The sequence below is a fragment of the Streptomyces sp. NPDC001220 genome (genome assembly GCF_053597895.1).
The window spans coordinates 50,383-68,208 of record NZ_JBSFJE010000010.1 but is presented as its reverse complement, the minus strand read 5'-3'; the positions used below and the strand labels follow the sequence as shown (position 1 = coordinate 68,208).

The 17,826-nt window shown below is 70.7% G+C and carries 25 protein-coding genes; 6 read left to right on the top strand and 19 right to left on the bottom strand.

Translation table 11 applies throughout. From position 1 onward, the window contains the following. Positions 1–56 precede the first annotated feature (56 nt). The 8 genes from ygfZ to ACWDGI_RS23960 form a co-directional block, all read right to left on the bottom strand. Complete coding sequence (gene ygfZ / locus ACWDGI_RS23995; protein ID WP_450762137.1) at positions 57–1,022, bottom strand: CAF17-like 4Fe-4S cluster assembly/insertion protein YgfZ; 966 nt, start codon at positions 1,020–1,022, stop codon at positions 57–59. A gap of 9 nt (positions 1,023–1,031) precedes the next feature. Next, positions 1,032–1,493, bottom strand: a complete 462-nt coding sequence (locus ACWDGI_RS23990; protein ID WP_450762135.1) for a Fur family transcriptional regulator — start codon at positions 1,491–1,493, stop codon at positions 1,032–1,034. 40 nt (positions 1,494–1,533) lie between these two features. Then, positions 1,534–2,109 carry an FABP family protein gene (locus tag ACWDGI_RS23985; protein WP_360496879.1) on the bottom strand — a complete coding sequence of 192 codons (576 nt, stop codon included), beginning with the start codon at positions 2,107–2,109 and terminating at the stop codon, positions 1,534–1,536. Positions 2,110–2,330: 221 nt separating this feature from the next. Beyond that, positions 2,331–3,215 (bottom strand): hypothetical protein, encoded by an 885-nt coding sequence (locus tag ACWDGI_RS23980; protein WP_450762133.1) that lies wholly within the window; start codon positions 3,213–3,215, stop codon positions 2,331–2,333. Then, positions 3,212–4,183, bottom strand: a complete 972-nt coding sequence (locus ACWDGI_RS23975) for a hypothetical protein (protein ID WP_450762131.1) — start codon at positions 4,181–4,183, stop codon at positions 3,212–3,214. The genes ACWDGI_RS23980 and ACWDGI_RS23975 overlap by 4 nt, the downstream gene beginning before the upstream one ends. Beyond that, positions 4,180–4,872 (bottom strand): hypothetical protein, encoded by a 693-nt coding sequence (locus ACWDGI_RS23970; RefSeq protein ID WP_450762129.1) that lies wholly within the window; start codon positions 4,870–4,872, stop codon positions 4,180–4,182. The genes ACWDGI_RS23975 and ACWDGI_RS23970 overlap by 4 nt, the downstream gene beginning before the upstream one ends. A gap of 152 nt (positions 4,873–5,024) precedes the next feature. Continuing rightward, on the bottom strand, positions 5,025–5,384 hold the full coding sequence (locus ACWDGI_RS23965; protein ID WP_450762127.1) for a DoxX family protein: 360 nt from the start codon (positions 5,382–5,384) through the stop codon (positions 5,025–5,027). Next, complete coding sequence (locus ACWDGI_RS23960) at positions 5,381–5,851, bottom strand: cupin domain-containing protein (RefSeq protein ID WP_450762125.1); 471 nt, start codon at positions 5,849–5,851, stop codon at positions 5,381–5,383. The genes ACWDGI_RS23965 and ACWDGI_RS23960 overlap by 4 nt, the downstream gene beginning before the upstream one ends. Positions 5,852–5,949: 98 nt before the next feature. On the opposite strand from ACWDGI_RS23960, the gene ACWDGI_RS23955 reads away from it, so the two are divergent. Continuing rightward, positions 5,950–6,822, top strand: coding sequence for a LysR substrate-binding domain-containing protein (locus ACWDGI_RS23955; protein WP_450762611.1), 873 nt, complete (start codon positions 5,950–5,952; stop codon positions 6,820–6,822). Here the strand turns inward: ACWDGI_RS23955 and ACWDGI_RS23950 are convergent. Together ACWDGI_RS23950 and ACWDGI_RS23945 are read right to left on the bottom strand one after the other, a co-directional pair. Further along, complete coding sequence (locus ACWDGI_RS23950; protein WP_450762123.1) at positions 6,800–6,994, bottom strand: DUF397 domain-containing protein; 195 nt, start codon at positions 6,992–6,994, stop codon at positions 6,800–6,802. The two genes, ACWDGI_RS23955 and ACWDGI_RS23950, sit on opposite strands and share 23 nt — an antisense overlap. Further along, the gene (locus tag ACWDGI_RS23945) at positions 6,976–7,818 is read right to left on the bottom strand and encodes a helix-turn-helix domain-containing protein (protein ID WP_450762121.1); all 843 of its coding nucleotides are present in this window, start codon (positions 7,816–7,818) and stop codon (positions 6,976–6,978) included. The genes ACWDGI_RS23950 and ACWDGI_RS23945 overlap by 19 nt, the downstream gene beginning before the upstream one ends. A 176-nt stretch (positions 7,819–7,994) precedes the next feature. On the opposite strand from ACWDGI_RS23945, the gene ACWDGI_RS23940 reads away from it, so the two are divergent. Beyond that, complete coding sequence (locus ACWDGI_RS23940; protein WP_351747010.1) at positions 7,995–8,369, top strand: hypothetical protein; 375 nt, start codon at positions 7,995–7,997, stop codon at positions 8,367–8,369. A gap of 23 nt (positions 8,370–8,392) precedes the next feature. Beyond that, the gene (locus tag ACWDGI_RS23935) at positions 8,393–8,755 is read left to right on the top strand and encodes a DsrE family protein (RefSeq protein WP_046732507.1); all 363 of its coding nucleotides are present in this window, start codon (positions 8,393–8,395) and stop codon (positions 8,753–8,755) included. Positions 8,756–8,778: 23 nt separating this feature from the next. Here the strand turns inward: ACWDGI_RS23935 and ACWDGI_RS23930 are convergent, their stop codons facing one another. Next, positions 8,779–9,180, bottom strand: coding sequence for a winged helix-turn-helix transcriptional regulator (locus tag ACWDGI_RS23930; RefSeq protein ID WP_450762118.1), 402 nt, complete (start codon positions 9,178–9,180; stop codon positions 8,779–8,781). A 107-nt stretch (positions 9,181–9,287) separates the two neighbouring features. Between ACWDGI_RS23930 and ACWDGI_RS23925 the strand changes: the two genes are divergently transcribed. After that, the gene (locus ACWDGI_RS23925) at positions 9,288–10,133 is read left to right on the top strand and encodes an NAD(P)H-binding protein (RefSeq protein WP_450762609.1); all 846 of its coding nucleotides are present in this window, start codon (positions 9,288–9,290) and stop codon (positions 10,131–10,133) included. Between the two features lie 51 nt (positions 10,134–10,184). Here the strand turns inward: ACWDGI_RS23925 and ACWDGI_RS23920 are convergent, their stop codons facing one another. The 8 genes from ACWDGI_RS23920 to ACWDGI_RS23885 form a co-directional block, all read right to left on the bottom strand. Further along, on the bottom strand, positions 10,185–10,448 hold the full coding sequence (locus ACWDGI_RS23920) for a DUF3099 domain-containing protein (protein WP_351747018.1): 264 nt from the start codon (positions 10,446–10,448) through the stop codon (positions 10,185–10,187). A gap of 89 nt (positions 10,449–10,537) precedes the next feature. Next, a complete protein-coding gene (locus ACWDGI_RS23915) occupies positions 10,538–10,825 on the bottom strand; it encodes a DUF1416 domain-containing protein (RefSeq protein WP_351708937.1) in 288 nt (95 codons plus the stop codon). A 61-nt stretch (positions 10,826–10,886) separates the two neighbouring features. After that, entirely contained in the window at positions 10,887–11,726 is an 840-nt protein-coding gene (locus ACWDGI_RS23910) for a sulfurtransferase (protein WP_450762115.1), read from the bottom strand. A 121-nt stretch (positions 11,727–11,847) separates the two neighbouring features. Further along, positions 11,848–11,928 carry an Ms5788A family Cys-rich leader peptide gene (locus ACWDGI_RS23905; protein ID WP_350751515.1) on the bottom strand — a complete coding sequence of 27 codons (81 nt, stop codon included), beginning with the start codon at positions 11,926–11,928 and terminating at the stop codon, positions 11,848–11,850. A gap of 213 nt (positions 11,929–12,141) precedes the next feature. After that, the gene (locus tag ACWDGI_RS23900) at positions 12,142–12,879 is read right to left on the bottom strand and encodes an LmeA family phospholipid-binding protein (RefSeq protein WP_450762113.1); all 738 of its coding nucleotides are present in this window, start codon (positions 12,877–12,879) and stop codon (positions 12,142–12,144) included. A gap of 178 nt (positions 12,880–13,057) precedes the next feature. Continuing rightward, a complete protein-coding gene (locus ACWDGI_RS23895) occupies positions 13,058–14,260 on the bottom strand; it encodes a hypothetical protein (RefSeq protein ID WP_450762111.1) in 1,203 nt (400 codons plus the stop codon). A 9-nt stretch (positions 14,261–14,269) separates the two neighbouring features. Continuing rightward, a complete protein-coding gene (locus tag ACWDGI_RS23890) occupies positions 14,270–14,524 on the bottom strand; it encodes a MoaD/ThiS family protein (protein WP_450762109.1) in 255 nt (84 codons plus the stop codon). 84 nt (positions 14,525–14,608) lie between these two features. After that, entirely contained in the window at positions 14,609–15,445 is an 837-nt protein-coding gene (locus ACWDGI_RS23885; protein ID WP_450762107.1) for an alpha/beta hydrolase, read from the bottom strand. 179 nt (positions 15,446–15,624) lie between these two features. Here ACWDGI_RS23885 and ACWDGI_RS23880 point away from each other — a divergent pair, with 179 nt between their 5' ends. Both ACWDGI_RS23880 and ACWDGI_RS23875 read left to right on the top strand, forming a co-directional pair. After that, positions 15,625–16,413 carry a response regulator transcription factor gene (locus tag ACWDGI_RS23880; protein WP_450762106.1) on the top strand — a complete coding sequence of 263 codons (789 nt, stop codon included), beginning with the start codon at positions 15,625–15,627 and terminating at the stop codon, positions 16,411–16,413. A gap of 107 nt (positions 16,414–16,520) precedes the next feature. After that, positions 16,521–17,543, top strand: a complete 1,023-nt coding sequence (locus tag ACWDGI_RS23875; protein WP_450762104.1) for a LacI family DNA-binding transcriptional regulator — start codon at positions 16,521–16,523, stop codon at positions 17,541–17,543. Positions 17,544–17,826 lie beyond the last annotated feature (283 nt).

Below are 17,826 nucleotides of genomic sequence, written 5' to 3'. Positions count from 1 at the left end.
GGGATGCGGGGGATTCCCGGGGGCCCGGCCGCTCACGGTCCGGCTCGCCGTCCGCCCTACGGTTCGACGATCACTTCCTGTGCCGCGGCCGTCTCCCCGGCGACCAGCCGGGCGTCCACCGGGACGTTGCGCTTGACCAGCGCCAGGGCCACCGGACCCAGTTCGTGGTGGCGTGCCGACGTCGTCACGACGCCGATCCTGCGGCCGTCCTCACCGTCGTCGGCCAGCCGGATCTCCGTGCCGGGCGGCGGCAGGTGCACGTCGCTGCCGTCCAGGTGCAGGAAGACCAGGCGGCGGGGCGGCTTGCCGAGGTTCTGGACCCGGGCCACGGTCTCCTGGCCCCGGTAGCAGCCCTTCTGCAGATGCACCGCGGTGCCGATCCAGCCCAGCTCGTGCGGGATGGTGCGGTGGTCGGTCTCGAAGCCGAGACGGGGGCGGTGGTTCTCCACCCGGAGGGCCTCGTAGGCGAGGAGGCCGGCCGCCGGGCCCGCCTTCTCCGCGTACGACTCCAGGTCCGCGCGGGGCAGGAAGAGATCACGGCCATACGCCGTCTCGCGTACGACGGCACCGTCCGGGGGTTCGGCGATCGAGCCGGCCGGGAGGTGCACGACGGCGAACTCGCCGGTCCGGTCGGCGACTTCCACCCGGTAGAAGAACTTCATCGACTCCAGGTAGGCGATCAACGCCTCAGCGGTGCCGGGCTCCACATGGGCCCAGACCGTCGTGCCGTCGTCGACCAGGTACAGCGCGTGCTCGATGTGGCCGTGCGCGGAGAGGACCAGCGCTTCGGTGGCCTCGCCGACGGGCAGCTCGCTGACGTGCTGGGTGAGCAGGAGGTGCAGCCAGCCGAGACGGTCCTCGCCGGTGACGGTGACGACACCGCGGTGCGAGAGGTCCACGAAACCGGCGCCGTCGGCGAGGGCGCGCTGCTCGCGGAACAGGTCGCCGTAGTGGGCGGCGACGCCTTCGTCCACGCCCTCGGCGGCCACGGCGCCGGGCAGGGTCAGCAGGGGGCTCTTCATATCAGTAGCCTACGACTCGGTAATTGAAGTCCGGACGGCTGCGGCCTTGCTTCTCTTGCGTGCGCAGTCCTGGCAGCGGCCGAAGATCGCGAAGTGCTTCATGTCGGTCTCGAAGCCGAACTCGTGCCGCAGCTTGGCGGTGAACTCCGCGGCGACCGTCACATCCGCCTCGATCACGTTCTCGCAGTCGCGGCAGACCAGGTGGATGTGATGGTGCCGGTCGGCGAGGTGGTACGTCGGCGCCCCGTGCCCCAGATGGGCATGGCTGACCAGCCCCAGCTCCTCCAGGAGCTCCAGGGTCCGGTACACCGTGGAGATGTTGACCCCCGACGCGGTCTTCCTCACCTCACCGAGGATGGCGTCGGGGGTCGCGTGCTCAAGGGTGTCCACGGCTTCGAGCACGAGTTGCCGCTGCGGCGTCAGCCGGTAGCCGCGCTGCCTTAGGTCGCTCTTCCAGTCGGTGCTCACCACACCGAAAGTCTAGGACCACTCGGCGGTAACCACTTGGCGACTACTTGAAGAAGGCGATGCCGTCGTCCGGCATGTCGCTGGGAAGGGCCTTTGCCCAGCGTTCGACTTCCTCCGGGGTGACGACCTTCTTCAGGTGCGCGGACATGTACGGGCGCAGCTCGACCTCGGGGGTCTGCTTCTCCCCCACCCACATCAGGTCGCTCTTGACGTAGCCGTACAGGCGCTTGCCACCGCTGTACGGGGCGGAGGCGGCGGTGCGGGCCACGGCGTCGGTGACCAGGTCGATCTGGGGCTTCTTGTCGGCCATCTCGCCGTACCAGATCTCGATCACGCCGTCGTCGCGGGTCATCGTGACCTCGACCCGGCGGTTGGCGTCGATGCGCCAGAAACCGTGCTCGGTCTCCAGCGGGCGGACCTTGTTCCCGTCGTTGTCCAGCACCCAGGTCTGGGAGTGGTACTCCAGGAAGTCACGCCCGTCGTGGCTGAAGGTGGCCTCCTGGCCGAAGTTGCACTTCTCCGAGCCCGGGAAGTCGTGGACGCCCGCACCGGCCCACTTGCCCAGCAGGAAGGCGAGCGGGACGAGGTCCTTGTGCAGGTCGGACGGAATCTCGATCATGACGGCGGTTCCTAGACGGAGAGGATCAGCGCTGGCCCTGGTACAGCTTCTTCACGGTCAGTCCGGCGAAGGCGAGAACGCCGACGCAGACCAGGACCAGCAGGGTTTCGAAGAAGATCTCCACGGGTGCTCCTTGAGCGGGGGTGGGCGTACGTACAAGAGCCGGGCCCAAGCTTACGCGGCCGGGGCCCGGGACTCTTGGCGAGGTACGCCCCGCCGGCTCAGTCCAGCAGCTCGCCCTGCAGGGTGACCGTCTGCTCGAAGGGGACGGCGAGCGCGCCGCCCTTCCGGGACTGGACGATCACGCCGACGGTGTCGCCGGTGGCCAGGTAGGCCTGCCGGACCTGTTCGGCACCGTACGGCTTCAGCTCCGTGTACGGGATCATCAGGACGTCGTCGCTCCGGGCCTTGTCCGGGAACTTCTGGTCGAGCTCGTACTGGTCGCCGTCGCGCAGTGCGTAGGCGGGCGACGAGTAGCTCATGAGCTGGTGGTTGACCAGCTCCTCGGCGACGGCGGCCGTGTCGAACTGGAGGAGGTAGATCCGGGTGTGCGTGCCGTCGGGGGTGGTCCAGCCGCGTGCGGTGATGTGCCGCAGGCCGTTGTCGACGAGCTTCTGGCGCAGCCCGGCACGGTCGGACGCGGTGAACTCGGCGAGGAACGTCCCGGTCGGCAGCCAGCCGTCCGTCCCCTTCAGCGCCGCGTCGGCGGTGGCCCCCGCCGGCCCGGGCAGAACGAGTTTCCGCAGGTCGGCGAAGTGGGTCCCGGCCGGGTTACGGGCATCGTCGTTCGGCCCGGGGCTCCCGGACGGCAGCGGCGGCCGCACGAGGGTGGGGTACGTCCAGCGCCCGTCGGAGTGCGTGCCGAGCCCGGGCACATCGGTCCGGTCGGCCCGCGTGACGCCGTAGGCCGTCCCGGCCCCGGCGACCGCGAAGACGACGGCGGCGGAGACCCAGCGGAGCGTGGCCCGCAGCACGCGACGGTCCTTCTTCGGGGGCTGGGGCGGAAACTCGTCGAGGTCGTCGAGGTCCCCCAGGTCTTCGATGCCTTCGCCTTCGAGGTCTTCGGGGTCCTCGAGGACCTCCGGCTGGTTCGTGTCCGTGGTCATACCGACGCCCCCGGCTCCTTGATGCGGTCGAGCTGTGCGCGGAGCATGTCGGCCGCGCTCTCCTTGTCCAGCGGCTTGCCCGCGGTCGCCGTGGCGGTGACCAGGACGTCGCCCACGTAGCCGGTGCAGAACATCGTGTCGAGCTTCTCGGCCGAGTCGGCCGGCGGCAGGAAGCACGAGGCCGAGTCCTTGTACCCCTCGATCTCGGGGCCCTTCCGCAGCACCTTCAGCGCGTCGAAGAGCTCCTTCTGGACGGCCGCCAGGGAACGGACCGTCCGCTGGTTCCCCATCTGCGCCAGCACGATCTCCATCGTGTACTCGTAGCCCGGCGTCCCGGCCGTGTTCACATAGCTGCGCATCGCCATGCCCTTGACCGGGTTCCGGTCGAGCTGCCGTTCCAGCTGCTGCCGCTGCGACCGCGGCAGGTCCTTGATCGACTCCTTGCGCAGCAGGTTCGCCTGCTTGCCGGAGAACGCGGCGTCCGACCCGAACTGGCCCAGGTCCGGGCCACGCCCGTACGTGTCGCCGTCGTAGGGCAGCAGCATCCCCTGGAGGCCGCTGCCGCCGGCCGGCTTCGTCTCCTTGGCGGCCTTCGGCAGGCTCCAGACGGGAGCACCGGGGTCGCGGTCCGCGCCCTGGACGGTGACGGCCGTGCAGGCGACCCCGGCCAGCACGGCGGCGACCAGGACACCGATGGCGGTGGCGACGGCGATACGACGACGATCACGCGGCCGCTTCTCGACAGGCGCCGGCTCGGAGACCGCCGGCTCGGGAGCGGGCGGCGCCTCCGCGGGGGCCCGCTCGGCGGCGGGCGGCGCCTCCGCGGGGGCCCGCTCGGCGGCGGGCGGCGCCTCCGCGGGGGCCCGCTCGGCGGCGGGCGGCGCCTCCGCGGGGGCCGGCTCGGCGGCGGGCTCCGTGGACACGGCCTCCGGTTCGGGGGTCACGGACGTTTCCGGGTTCTCGGTCACAGCCGCTCCATCTGCCGCTTCGCCAGATCCAGCACCTTCGTCTTCGGGATCGGCTTCGTGTCGTAGATCCAGATCTCCATGGCGATGTCCCCGCGCCACGCGTGCGCCTCGGCGGAGTACAGGCTCACGCCGTAGGAGGTGTCGGGCTTGTTGTGGACGTAGGCCATGCCGTCGCCCGTGCCGGGTATCGGCCAGCTGTCGGTGCCTTGGTCACCGGCCGGCGCGGCGTAGTAGTAGGCGCCGTCCGCCGCGTCGGCGGCCTCCGTGCCCGTCTCCACCTGGCGGTACTGGACCAGCCGGATCTCGACGTCGAAGTCGCCGCCCTCCCGCCAGTCGGTGACGGCCGCCCGGCGGAACTCCCGCTTGCCGACCAGGCTGCGGAAGGCACCGGCCGGGTACTTGTAGGTCTCCGCGTACGCCGAGACGTCCAGCCAGCCGTCGCTGCCCACCGGGTACAGCCCCTTGCGTGCCCCGCTCGGCTTGCTCAGCAGCAGCTTGCGCAGGTCGCCGTCGACCTTGACCTTCCGGTCCTGGGCGGCCGACAGCGGCTCGGGACCCGCGCCCTTCGCCTGCGCGAGGGACGGCTGGGAGAGCGGCGGCAAGGCGGTGGGCTCGCGGTCGGCCTGGACCAGGTAGCCGACGCAGCCGCCGGCCACGACGCCGAGCACGGCGGCGGTGGCGATCAGCACGCCGGTACGACGGCGTCTTCCGGGTCTGTCGGGTGGTGTGTCTGGCGCGTCCAATGGGTCCCCCCTGGGGAAACGGGAGCGCGGATTCCTTGATCCACGCGCCACAGGAGACTCATGGTCCACTCACTGAGTTGTACAACGATTAATCACGATCAGGACACCGCCGCGAGCCAGGCCGCGACCGCCGCTGTGAGCAGCAGCGTGATGTTGAGGGCGATCTGACGGTCCCCCATACGCACGTGCACCCTGATCGCCCCGAGTTGGAGCACGGCCAACCCGACCGCGGCGGCGGTCGCCGACCAGGGCGCGACACCGGTCAGACGTGGAAGCAGCAGGCCGAGCGCGCCGAGCAGCTCCACGGCCCCGATCGCCCGCACCGCCGCCATCGGCATGCCGTCCACCCACGCCATCATCGGCCGCAGCCGCTCCCGGCTCCGGACGGCCTTCAGCCCGCCCGCGTAGAGGTAGAAGAGGGCGAGCAGCCCGGCGACGGTCCAGTAGGCGACGCTCATGAGGCGGGCTCGGTGGCGTAACGGCTCATCACCTCGAGGCCGGCCCGCGGGCTCGGCGCCTCTCCGGTCGCGAACAGGTCCCGCAGTTCCCGGAAGTACCGCACGTACAGGTCGGGCGTGAACGTGCTGAGCATGACCGCCGGTTCGTCGGTGACGTTGGCGAAGGTGTGCGGGGCGCCGGGCGGCACCATCACCAGGGTGCCGGCGGTGGCGTCGTGGTCGTCCTCCCCGACCGTGAACCGCACGGAGCCGGAGACGACGTAGAAGCCCTCGTCGTGCCCGCCGTGCCGGTGCTGCGGCGGGCCGGGGGTGTGCGGCGCGAGCACGGACTCGGCGATGCCGAGCCGGTGGCCGGTGGTACGGCCGTCCTCCAGGACGCGCATCCGGGTGGTGCCGAGGACGAGCACCTCGCCGTCGTCCGGGCCGACGACGGATACGGCGGGTTCGTGATGGTCGTGGGTCGTCATGCCTCGATTCGACGGCCGGGGCGGTACGGCTGTCCAAGACCTGTTCCGCCGCCTCGATACCCGGTCGGTATCGTGGCTGCATGGAGCGGATGGAGCGGATCGAGCTACGGACGCTGCGCTACTTCGTGGCCGTCGCCGAGGAACTCCACTTCGGCCGGGCCGCCGCCCGGCTCCATATGAGCCAGCCCCCGCTGAGCCGTGCGATCAAGGGGCTGGAGGGCGAGATCGGCGCGGCGCTCTTCGAGCGGTCCCCGGCCGGTGTCGCGCTCACCCCCGTCGGAGCGGTGCTCCTCACCGAGGCCCGGGCACTCCTCGACCAGGCCGACAGGCTGCGCGTACGGGTCGCCACGGCGGCGGGCGCCACCGCCCTCACCGTCGGCCTCCTCGGCGACAGCACGGATCCCGGCGTGCGCCGGCTGGCCCGCGCCTACCGCGAACGTCACCCCGGCGTCGGGATCCGGATCCGCGAGACCGACCTCACCGACCCCACCTGCGGGCTGCACGCCGGGCTCGTGGACGTCGCCCTGACCCGCGCGCCTTTCGACGAAACCGGCCTGGTGGTACGGGAGTTGCGGGCCGACCCGGTGGGCGCGCTGCTCCGCGCCGATGATCCGCTGGCCCGCCGGGAGAGCCTGACGCTGGCCGACCTCGCCGACCGGCAGTGGTTCCGGTTCCCGGCGGGCACGGACGGCCGCTGGCAGTCGTACTGGAACGGCGGGACGGTGCGGGAGGGGCCGGTGGTGCGGGCGATCCAGGAGTGCCGGCAGGCGGTGCTGTGGAACGGCACGGTGGGCATGACGACGACCGACCACGCGCCGGGCGCCGGGCTCGTGACGGTACCGATCGTGGACATGGAGCCGAGCCGGGTGGTGGTGGCATGGGTCGAGGGAGACACCAATCCCTTGCTGCGGCCGTTCGTCCAGGTGGCGATCGAGGCCTACCGCCCGGTCAGCGGGCGACTCCGTCGATGAACGCCGACCAGGCGGAGGCCGAGAAAACGAGGGCGCCGCGACCGGTGTCCTTGCTGTCACGGACGGGGACGAGGGTGGGGATGTCGGCGGCGACTTCGAGGCAGTTGCCGCCGTCCTGGTTGCTGTAGCTGCTCTTGCGCCAGGTGATGTCGCTCAGGTCGATGGCTCGCATGGCCCTTCCTCCAGCATCCGCTCGATGAACTGCCGCGATTCGTCAGGGGATAGTGCCAAATCGCGTACCCGATCGTATCGGAGCTGGAGGTGTTCGACGGCGGCCGTTTCTTGCACGAGTTCGCCGGAATAACCGGTCTCGACCCACGCCACCGTCTGGCCACTTAGGCCACGCAGGAACATGGTGTCGGTGTTTGTCAGGCCGTGGAGCCCGGCGGACATCGGCAGCACCTGGATCGTGACATTGAGGCGATGACTCATCAGCGTCAGGTGCTCCAACTGCCCCTGCCACTCCTCGGTTTCCTGGAGTGGTGTGCGTAGCACGGCTTCGGAGAGAATCGCGCGGAACTGGGGGCAGTCGTCCCGCAGCAGCGCCTCGCGTCGGCCCATCCGAGCCTCGACCTGCGCTCCCAGTTCGTCGCCCTTGAGTCCGCCCTGCCTGAGCAACTCCGTAGCGTACTCAGGAGTTTGCAGCAGGCCCGGAAGGAGGCTCGGCGAGTACTGCCACATACTCACCGCATCGGCTTCCAACGTCATGTAGTGCCGATACCGCTCCCGGAACTGCGTAGGATCCGCCATCGCCAGCTCCCACAATGCGAGCAACAGCCCCGGCGTCCCGTAGTACTGATCGAGCGCCTGAACCACCTCCGGCCCGCCCAGCGTGTGCCCGTTCTCCATCTTTCCGAAGAGAGACGGATCCCAGCCCACCCGCTCGGCCAGCTCCCGCAAGCTCACCCCCTTCTCCGCCCTCAACAGCCGTAACTCCTCCGCGAACCGTTGCCTGGGCTCCTGACTACGCCCCGTCACCACGCGCCTCTGCGGCACCGCACCCCTCCCTGGTACGTCATGGAATTTGTGGAATTAGCGCCGCCAGACGGGGAAGAACCGCTCGCCATCGGCGTGCCGACGCCACCTCCGGGCCATGCTCGTAGCAGCCTCGATACCCAGAGTAGTCCAACTCACGCATTTCGTATAGATGTTGGACGAAAGGAGCAAATGCCATGGAGCCCGGAACCCTGTTCTACGACACCGCCACCGACCAGGTCGGCGAGTACCGGGACCAGTCGGGGCCGTACGCGATGCTGCGTCCCGTCGGCGGCGGCAGGGAGTGGCAGGCCGACCCGGCGACGCTACGCCCCGCTACCGACAGAGAGCGGCTCAGTGCCGGCGTGCGCGCGGCGAACGACCGTAGTACGTGGGCCGTACCGCCGTCCCCCGACGACCTGAGCCGACCACCCCGGCCCGTCCCCGGCTGCGCCGAGTGCGCGGACCTCGGCGATCGAAGAGAGACCGCGCTGGTCGCGTACGACCACAGCGCGGCCACCGACGCGAACGTGCTGCTGCGCCAGCATCAGCGCGCGGAGCACCAGCCATGACGCGGCGCGATTACCCTGCAGGCATGGCGAAGAAGCTCGTGATCAAGGTGACGGCCGGGGCGGACGCCCCGGAGCGGTGCTCGCAGGCGTTCACGGTGGCGGCGGTGGCCGTCGCCAGCGGCGTCGAGGTGTCGATGTGGCTGACCGGCGAGTCCGCGTGGTTCGCGTTGCCGGGGCGGGCCGCCGAGTTCGAGCTGCCGCATGCCGCTCCGCTGCCGGACCTGGTCGACTCGATCCTGGCGGGCGGCACGCTCACGCTCTGCACGCAGTGCGCGGCCCGCCGGGACATCACGGAGAAGGACGTCATCGAGGGCGTACGGATCGCGGGTGCGCAGGTCTTCGTGCAGGAGGCGATGGCGGAGGGGACGCAGGCGCTCGTCTACTAGTACCGCGCTTCCGGGACCGCGCTTCAGGGGCGCGGGGATCCCGCCTCGTCGTAGCGCTGCCGGGCCGTCTCGACGTCGTCGAGGTGGGTGCCGGCCCAGTCGGCGAGGTGGGCGAAGAGCGGGGCGAGGGTGGTACCGAGGTCGCTGATCTCGTACTCGACGCGCGGCGGCACCTCGGGGTGGTAGGTGCGCACGACCAGGCCGTCGCGCTCCAGCTGGCGCAGCCGCTGGGTGAGCACCTTCGGCGTGATGCCCTTGATACGGCGCTCCAGCTGGACGAACCGCTGGCGGCCGAAGGTGTGCAGGGACCAGAGGATCGGTGTGGTCCAGCGGCTGAAGACGATGTCCACGACCGGGGAGACCGGGCAGGCCAGCTCGGGGTCGGACAGGGCGTCGGGCGCGGTCCGTCGCGTCGCGGTCGTCATGGGCCACACCCCTCTGAGGTAGTCACTTTCCTCTAGGTACCTACTATACCGGCGCTGTTAGCGTCGCTGCCATCGCGTAAGACCACCGGAAAATACGGGAGTTGAGCATGATCGTGGTGACGGGTGCGACCGGGAACGTGGGCCGGTCGCTGGTGGCTTCCCTGGCGGCGGCCGGGGAACGGGTGACGGCGGTGTCGCGGGGGATCGCCCCCGTGGATCTGCCGGCAGGGGTCGTACGGGTGCGGGCCGACCTGGCCGAGCCGGAGAGTCTGCGGCCCGCGTTCGACGGTGCCGAGGCGCTGTTCCTGCACGACGGCGGCACGGGCGGACACGGGCTCGACGCGCCGGCCGTGCTGGCGGTGGCCCGGGACGCCGGGGTGGCGCGGGTGGTGCTGCTCTCCTCACAGGGCGTGGTGACCAGGCCGGAGTCGCCCTCGCACGGCGGAGCGATGCGGGCGGTCGAGGACGCGGTGCGCGGGTCGGGCCTGGCCTGGACGATCCTCAGGGCCGGCGGTTTCGCGTCCAACGCCTACGCCTGGGCGGAGTCGGTGCGCGCGGAACGGACGGTCGCCGCGCCGTTCGGTGACGTCGGGATCCCGGTGGTCGATCCGGCGGACCTCGCGGAGGTCGCCGCGGTGGCTCTGCGCAAGGACGAACACACCGGCCGGGTCTACGAGTTGAACGGGCCGGCGGCCGTCACGCCCCGGCAGCAGGCCGAGGCCATCGGTGCGGCGCTCGGTGAGCCGGTGCGGTTCGTGGAGCTGACCCGGGAGGCGGCGCACGCCCGGATGGCCGCGTTCATGCCGGAGCCGGTGGTGGCGACGACGCTGGCCGTCCTCGGCGAGCCCAACGCGGGCGAGCTGCGGCTCAGCCCGGACATCGAGGGAGTGCTCGGCCGTCCGCCCCGGCCCTTCGCCGCGTGGGCCCTGCGCAACGTCGAAGCGTTCCGGTAGACGCCGGACACGACGGAAGCCGGCCACGACAGGCGGCGGGCACGTCGGGCGTCATTGCCGGGGACGCTTCTTCCCGTCCAGCTCGTCCCACCACTCGTCGGACTTGGGGTCACCGGAGGGGTCGTCCCACCAGCGGTCGTCGGGGCCCCGGCGGTTCGCGACCATGGCGGCGACGGGCGGGATGACCATGGCCACCACACACATCCCCACGGCGGCGGGGACGGACCAGATGCGCACGACTCCCCAGGCCAGGACGAAGAGACCGATACAGATCCCCATCATGACGAAGTACACGCGACGACGCCGGGCCAGCATGCATCCAGGGTAGGTCCGGTGTGCGGACACGGCGAAGGGCCGCGCCTCGGGTCTTCGACCCGGGAGGCGCGGCCCTTGCTTCGAGCTGGTCAGACCGCGATCGCGACCTCGGCCAGGCCGCCCTGCTGGGCGACGACCGTGCGGTCGGCGGTGGCGCCGGGGACGAGGGCGCGGACGGTCCAGGTGCCCTCCGCCGCGTAGAAGCGGAACTGTCCGGTGGCGGAGGTCGGGACCTCCGCGGTGAACTCGCCCGTCGAGTCCAGGAGACGGACGTAACCCGTCACCGGCTCGCCGTCGCGGGTCACCTGACCCTGGATGGTGGTCTCACCGGGCTTGATCGTCGAGCTGTCCGGGCCGCCGGCCTTCGCTCCACACATGTCGTACTCCTGTTGAGGTCTTGAAAGGTCGGTCTGGGGACTTGCCGGGGTCCTGCGGGTCCTACTTGTTGGCGCCGAGCTCGATCGGGACGCCGACGAGGCTGCCGTACTCGGTCCAGGAGCCGTCGTAGTTCTTGACGTTCTCGACACCGAGCAGCTCGTGCAGGACGAACCAGGTCAGGGCCGAGCGCTCGCCGATACGGCAGTAGGCGATGGTGTCCTTGGCGAGGTCCACCTGCTCCTCGGCGTAGAGCTCCTTGAGCTCGTCGTCCGACTTGAAGGTGCCGTCGTCGTTGGCGTTCTTCGACCACGGGATGTTCCGCGCGGACGGGACGTGGCCCGGGCGCTGCGACTGCTCCTGCGGCAGGTGGGCCGGGGCGAGCAGCTTGCCGGAGAACTCGTCGGGGGAACGGACGTCGACGAGGTTCTGCGAGCCGATGGCCGCCACGACGTCGTCGCGGAAGGCGCGGATCGCGGTGTTCTGCGGCTTCGCCTGGTAGGAGGTCTCGGCGCGCTCGGGCACCTCCTCGACCAGCTCGCGGGCGTCCAGCTCCCACTTCTTGCGGCCGCCGTCGAGAAGCTTGACGTTCTCGTGGCCGTAGAGCTTGAAGTACCAGTAGGCGTAGGACGCGAACCAGTTGTTGTTGCCGCCGTACAGGATCACCAGCGTGTCGTTGGCGATGCCCTTCGCCGACAGGAGCTTCTCGAAGCCCTCCTGGTCGATGAAGTCGCGGCGGACCGGGTCCTGAAGGTCCTTGGTCCAGTCGATGCGGATGGCGCCTCGGATGTGGTTCTTCTCGTAGGCGGACGTGTCCTCGTCCACCTCCACGATCGCGATGTCGGCGTTGTCCAGGTTCTCCTGGACCCAGTCGGCGTCGACCAGGACGTCGCTGCGGCTCATGCTCTTTCTCCTCCGGGGCAGATGCGGCGGGGCGTGCGAGTGCGGGTGGGTGCGCGCGGGCGCGCACGGATGCCCTCGGCGTGGGAGGGCAGGGGGGATGCGGAGGCAGCGGCCTCCACCGTCAGAAGGGGCGACAGAGCATGGCGGCGACGCGGCACAGGTCGACTGCCCGCCGCTTCGTGAGATCCGCCTGACGCTTCATGGGCTCGATCGTAGGGACGGATGACCGGGCATGTCACCGGCATGTCGCATGATGAGACGCGATCGTCCGGATTATGGGACAGGGTGGCGGCCCGGGGCGTGACCGGGCAGCCGCCGCCCCGCCGCGCCCGTTGTCATATCTACGGTACGGACATCGCCGTCTCGACAGATGGACGGGTTCCGTCAGCCGTGCCGGCCGCCGCCGTGCCGCCTTCTACCCGGCCAGCCGCACGTTCGAACCCTTCACCCCGATCTCCACACCGTCCGCCGCCGCCTCCACCTTGTCCAGCCGGATGCCGCCGGGAAGCTGACTGATCGCCTGCTGGAAGTCGGAGGCCTGCCGGAACCGGTCCTCGACGAGGCTGACCCCGGCGAGCTTGGGCAGGTTGTCGGCGTGCACCTGCACGGTGTTGTCCTTGACGGTGACCGTGCTCAGGATGTTCACCTTCTGGTGCGCGTCCAGACCGGGGACGGTGAGGTCGAGGGTGACCTTGATCTTGCCGTTGCCGCCGTCGGCGAGACCGACGACCTTGCCGGTGAAGCCGAGGCCGAGGTCGGTGGGCTGCGTGTCCACGTTCTTCAGCAGCTCGCTGTAGGAGATGAGCGCGGTGCCGGTGGCGGTCCGCGCGGTGGCGGAGCTGTAGTCGCCGGTGAAGGTGACGCCCTTCATGTCGGCCTTCAGGTCCTCGATACGGATCGTCTTGCCGGCGGTGCCGGTGGTGGCGTCGTAGTCCTTGATGCCGACCTCCACGTCGTCCAGCGTGCCGCCGGCGACCTGGGTGAGGAACGGGAAGCCCTTGATGGAGACGTCGGGGGTGCTCGCGAGGTCCTCCGTCGTCTTCAACTTGCCGGCGGCCTCGCCCTCGGCGAAGTGCACGGCGACGCGGTCGACGACCACGAAGAGCACGCCGAGGATGACGACGACGATCAGGAAGATACGCAGGGCTCGCATGGTGATGGGGTCCCCCGGGTCGGCGTTCGATAACGGCGAGTTCACGCTAACCCTGCCGGGGACGACAACCGGATTTTTGTCGAACACCTGTGACAGGTTTCAACACCGACGACAGCCTCGCGCCCTTCAGGGGCGCGGGGAACCACGCGAGCGACCACAACGCACCCGCAGCCGAGAACTACCGGCCCAGGATCCACACCGCCGGAGCCGCCGCGGCCAGCGGCAGCGCCACGCCCGCCGTGAAGTGCACGAACTTCGACGGGTAGTCGTAGCTCGCCGCACGGTGACCGGCCAGCGCGCACACCGCGGCCCCCGCGCCGATCAGCGCGCCCTTGGCGCCCAGCCCGGTCATGCCGCCCACCGCGATGCCCGCCCCGGCCGCCGCCAGCACCGACACCACCACCGACGCCACCGTCGGCAGCGGCAGCGCCCGCGCCACCACCGCCACCGCGACCGCCGCCGCGCCCACCGAGGCCGCGTCCGGGTCCGCGCCCAGGAAGCCCGTCGCGATGATCGCCAGCGCGGAGGAGGCGACCGTCGCCATCAGGCCGTACATACGGGTGTCCGGGTCCGCGTGCGAGCGGAGCTGCAGGACCAGGGAGAGCAGGACCCAGATGCCCAGCGGGCCCAGGATCGCCGCCGGGGCCTGGTCGCGGCCCGCCACCAGCACCGCGGCGTCCGCCGCCAGCGCGCCCAGGAAGGCGAGGGCGATGCCCTGCCGGGCCGGCCACATGCCGTTCAGCCGGAACCAGCCCGCCGCCGTCACCGCCTGGAGGATCACCAGCGGGACCACCAGGGCGTAGGAGGAGACCGGGGCCGCCACCGCAAGGAGCAGGCCCAGCAGACCCGTCAGCAGGGCCGGCTGCATCCCCGGCTCGATGATCGGCGAGCGCCCCTCCAGGCGGGCCCGCTGCGCGTCGGTGATGCGCGCGTTGCCGGCCAGGGTCGCGGGACCGTAGCCGGTGCCGGGCTCGGCGGGGCCGGAGCCGGGCGCCGGGGGCGGTGTGTGCGTCGGCTGTTGCGTCGGCTGCGGCTGCTGTGCCTGCTGCGGCTGCTGCATGTAGGCCGGTTGCTGCTGGCCCTGGCCCTGGGCCTGCTGCTGTGCCTGCGCCTGCTGCTGTGCCTGCGCCTGCGCCTGTGCCTGCGCCTGTGCCTGCTGCTGTGCCTGCTGCTGGGCCGGTGTGTAGGTCTGCTGGGGCATGTACGCCGTCTCCGCCGCCGACGCCTGCGGCTGTGCCGCCTGCACCGGCGCGTGCGTCTGCGTCTCCCAGGTCTGCCCCTGCCACTGCTGCGTGGCGTACTGCTGCTCCTCGTACCCCCACTGCGGCTGGGCGGGGGGCTGCTGGTACGGGTCGTAGCCCTCGTACGGCTGGTTGGTCATCGGTCTCGCTCACCCTCCTGCGAACGGCGGGAGCACCTCGACCGTGCCGCCCTCGGCCAGCCGTACCGTCTCATGCTCGCGCGTCCCCACGGGGTCACCGTCGATGAGGAAGGAGCATCGCCGCAGGACGCGCGCGAGTTCCCCGGGGTGTCGCGTGCGTACCGCGGTCAGCGCCTCGGCGAGGGTGTCCGCGTCGTACGGCTCCTCGGCGATGCCGGCCGCGGCCTTCGCGGCGGCCCAGTAGCGCACCGTGACCTTGGGCATCAGCTTCCTCAAGAGACTCAGTAAGAACCAGTGAGAACCAGTAAGAACGATCAGTCGGCTGTGTAGCAGTTTTACAGGCTCAGGCTAGCCCGCCCGGGAGGTCGCCCAGTCGCCGATCCTGGCCAGCAGCCCGTCGTCCGCGGCGTGCTCGGCATGGCCCATGCCGGGTTCCAGCCACAGCTCGGCGGCGCCACCGGCGGCGTCCGCGAGCATCCGGGGGTGGTCGACCGGGAAGTAACCGTCGCTGTCGCCGTGCACGATCAGCAGCGGGGTGGGGGCGATCCTGGGCACCGCCTCCACCGGCGACAGCGGCACCGGGTCCCAGTCGCGGTGGTGGATGCGGGTGCGGAAGCCGTAGCGGCCGACCAGACGGCCCTCCGGTCTGGTGACCAGCCAGTGGACGCGGCGCATGGGGGCGGTGCCCCGGTAGTACCAGCGGGCCGGGGACGACACCGAGACCACGGCGTCCACACCGGCGTTCAGCGCCGCGTGCCGCAGCACCACCGAGCCGCCCATCGAGAAGCCGACGGTCACCACCCGGGCGTGCCCGAAGTGACGCGCCCAGCGCACCGCCGCCGCCAGGTCGAGGACCTCGCGGTCACCGACCGTGGTGCGGCCGCCGGAGCGGCCATGGCCCCGGAAGGAGAAGCTGACCACCGGGGCGTGACGCGTCAGCGCGGCCACCACCCGTCGTACGTGTGGCCGGTCGACGTCGCCGGTGAAACCATGGGCCAGGACGAACACCAGGTCACGGGAGAGTGGCTGGGAGCCGTCGTATACGACGGAGGCGGGATCGTATACGGAATCGACGGAAACCCCGTCGTCCGTGCGCAGAAACGTCCGGATAGGGGTGCTTCTGCTTGTCTCACAGTTCGGACGAATTACGGAACGTGCCACATGACCTGCCGGACCGTTGCTCATGTGGGCTATTCTGCTGTGCAGAGGACTCGGGCAGCGCCGCCACCGGGTCCTTTTGTGCTTTCGGAAGCTCTGTATACGAAGCGGGAAACTCCAGGTGACCGCGGCTGTACGGAGGCTCGGGAGCGCAGCGCAGTGTCATTGCACACAGTCCTCGCAGGGACCGAGGAGGAACCAGACGTATGAGTTCTCTGCTGCTCCTGACCAACGCCCTCCAGCCGTCGACGGAGGTGTTGCCGGCCCTCGGGCTGCTCCTGCACAACGTGCGGGTCGCTCCGGCCGAGGGCCCCGCCCTCGTCGACACCCCGGGCGCCGACGTCATCCTCATCGACGGGCGCCGCGACCTCCCCCAGGTGCGCAGCCTCTGCCAGCTGCTGCGCTCGACCGGCCCCGGCTGTCCGCTCATCCTGGTCGTCACCGAGGGCGGGCTCGCCGCCGTCACCGCCGACTGGGGCATCGACGACGTACTCCTCGACACCGCCGGCCCGGCCGAGGTCGAGGCACGGCTGCGCCTCGCCATGGGCCGCCAGCAGATCGTCAACGACGACTCCCCCATGGAGATCCGCAACGGCGACCTCTCGGTGGACGAGGCGACGTACAGCGCCAAGCTCAAGGGACGGGTCCTCGACCTCACCTTCAAGGAGTTCGAGCTCCTCAAGTACCTGGCCCAGCACCCCGGCCGGGTGTTCACTCGTGCACAGCTGCTCCAGGAGGTCTGGGGCTACGACTACTTCGGCGGCACCCGGACCGTGGACGTACACGTACGGCGGCTGCGCGCCAAGCTCGGCGTGGAGCACGAGTCCTTGATCGGGACCGTCCGGAACGTCGGTTATCGATTCGTTACCCCGGAGAAGGGTGAACGGGGCGAGCGGGTCAGCGACGAGGCCAGGGCACGGGCGGAGGGTCCAAAGCCGGAGGATGCGGACGCTTCGGCGGCCCTGGACGCGGTCGAGGTACCGGCGGAGGCGTAGTGGGGGTCCGGGCGAGGCATGGCCGTCGCCCGGACAGGGCATTGCTTCCGCAAGCGAAGCTTCGATATGCCCTGCCCAGAGCGGGTCCATCCGCGTAGACTCCGCGCGTGGCCAAGGTGACTCGGGATGATGTGGCGCGGCTGGCGGGGACTTCGACCGCCGTGGTCAGTTATGTCATCAACAACGGACCCCGGCCGGTCGCACCGGCCACGCGCGAGCGTGTCCTCGCCGCGATCAAGGAACTGGGGTACCGGCCCGACCGGGTCGCCCAGGCGATGGCATCCCGGCGCACGGACCTCATAGGGCTGATCATCCCGGACGCCCGTCAGCCCTTCTTCGGCGAGATGGCGCACGCGGTGGAGCAGGCCGCGTCCGAGCGCGGAAAGATGGTGCTGGTCGGCAACACCGACTACGTCGGCGAGCGCGAGGTCCACTATCTGCGCGCGTTCCTGGGGATGCGGGTCTCGGGCCTCATCCTCGTCTCCCACGCGCTGAACGATCTGGCCGCCGCCGAGATCGACGCCTGGGACGCCCGGGTGGTGCTGCTGCACGAGCGGCCGGAGGCGATCGACGACGTGGCGGTGGTGACGGACGACCTGGGCGGCGCCCAGCTGGCCGTCCGGCACCTGCTGGAACACGGCTACGAGTACGTGGCCTGTATGGGCGGTACGGCGGACACCCCGGCCGTCGGCGACCCGGTCTCGGACCACGTCGAGGGCTGGAAGCGGGCCATGGACGAGGCGGGCCTGACCACGGAGGGCCGACTGTTCGAGGCGCCGTACAACAGGTACGACGCGTACCGGGTGGCCCTGGAGGTGCTGGCTCGCCCCGACCGGCCGCCGGCGTTCTTCTGCTCCACCGACGACCAGGCGATCGGCCTGCTGCGGGCGGCCCGCGAGCTGCGCATCGACGTGCCGGGCGAGCTGGCGGTGGCCGGCTTCGACGACATCAAGGAAGCGGGGCTGGCGGATCCGCCGCTGACAACGATCGCATCGGACCGCCCGGCGATGGCCCGGGCGGCGGTGGATCTGGTCCTGGACGACGGCCTGCGGGTGGCGGGGTCGCGGAGAGAGCGCCTGAAGACGTTTCCTTCCCGGCTGGTGGTGCGGGGTTCCTGCGGCTGCGGGTAGCTCTCCGAGCGCGGGTGCGGGTGGCTCGTTGGCTGCGGGTGCGGGTGGCTCTTTGGCTGCGGGTGCGGGTGGCTCTTCGGCTGCGGGTGCGGGTGGCTCTTCGGCTGCGGGTGCGTCGTGGTTGCTCGCGCAGTTCCCCGCGCCCCTGAAAGCAGGGCGCCGCGGTGAGCGCCCCTGAAGGGGCGCGGGGCTGTATTCGATATGCGGCTACCGCCGCGCGGGCGCGACAAGCCCCCGCCGGGCCGCACCCGAAGAAGGTCCTCATGAACGCTTGATGAGAACC

Bases quoted from the DNA above. Each gene is read 5' to 3' on its own strand.
- ygfZ (WP_450762137.1), bottom strand. From the start codon at position 1,022: ATGAAGAGCCCCCTGCTGACCCTGCCCGGCGCCGTGGCCGCCGAGGGC.
- ACWDGI_RS23985 (WP_360496879.1), bottom strand. From the start codon at position 2,109: ATGATCGAGATTCCGTCCGACCTGCACAAGGACCTCGTCCCGCTCGCC.
- ACWDGI_RS23980 (WP_450762133.1), bottom strand. From the start codon at position 3,215: ATGACCACGGACACGAACCAGCCGGAGGTCCTCGAGGACCCCGAAGAC.
- ACWDGI_RS23965 (WP_450762127.1), bottom strand. From the start codon at position 5,384: ATGAGCGTCGCCTACTGGACCGTCGCCGGGCTGCTCGCCCTCTTCTAC.
- ACWDGI_RS23960 (WP_450762125.1), bottom strand. From the start codon at position 5,851: ATGACGACCCACGACCATCACGAACCCGCCGTATCCGTCGTCGGCCCG.
- ACWDGI_RS23950 (WP_450762123.1), bottom strand. From the start codon at position 6,994: ATGCGAGCCATCGACCTGAGCGACATCACCTGGCGCAAGAGCAGCTAC.
- ACWDGI_RS23940 (WP_351747010.1), top strand. From the start codon at position 7,995: ATGGAGCCCGGAACCCTGTTCTACGACACCGCCACCGACCAGGTCGGC.
- ACWDGI_RS23935 (WP_046732507.1), top strand. From the start codon at position 8,393: ATGGCGAAGAAGCTCGTGATCAAGGTGACGGCCGGGGCGGACGCCCCG.
- ACWDGI_RS23930 (WP_450762118.1), bottom strand. From the start codon at position 9,180: ATGACGACCGCGACGCGACGGACCGCGCCCGACGCCCTGTCCGACCCC.
- ACWDGI_RS23925 (WP_450762609.1), top strand. From the start codon at position 9,288: ATGATCGTGGTGACGGGTGCGACCGGGAACGTGGGCCGGTCGCTGGTG.
- ACWDGI_RS23920 (WP_351747018.1), bottom strand. From the start codon at position 10,448: ATGCTGGCCCGGCGTCGTCGCGTGTACTTCGTCATGATGGGGATCTGT.
- ACWDGI_RS23915 (WP_351708937.1), bottom strand. From the start codon at position 10,825: ATGTGTGGAGCGAAGGCCGGCGGCCCGGACAGCTCGACGATCAAGCCC.
- ACWDGI_RS23910 (WP_450762115.1), bottom strand. From the start codon at position 11,726: ATGAGCCGCAGCGACGTCCTGGTCGACGCCGACTGGGTCCAGGAGAAC.
- ACWDGI_RS23905 (WP_350751515.1), bottom strand. From the start codon at position 11,928: ATGAAGCGTCAGGCGGATCTCACGAAGCGGCGGGCAGTCGACCTGTGC.
- ACWDGI_RS23900 (WP_450762113.1), bottom strand. From the start codon at position 12,879: ATGCGAGCCCTGCGTATCTTCCTGATCGTCGTCGTCATCCTCGGCGTG.
- ACWDGI_RS23895 (WP_450762111.1), bottom strand. From the start codon at position 14,260: ATGACCAACCAGCCGTACGAGGGCTACGACCCGTACCAGCAGCCCCCC.
- ACWDGI_RS23890 (WP_450762109.1), bottom strand. From the start codon at position 14,524: ATGCCCAAGGTCACGGTGCGCTACTGGGCCGCCGCGAAGGCCGCGGCC.
- ACWDGI_RS23885 (WP_450762107.1), bottom strand. From the start codon at position 15,445: ATGAGCAACGGTCCGGCAGGTCATGTGGCACGTTCCGTAATTCGTCCG.
- ACWDGI_RS23880 (WP_450762106.1), top strand. From the start codon at position 15,625: ATGAGTTCTCTGCTGCTCCTGACCAACGCCCTCCAGCCGTCGACGGAG.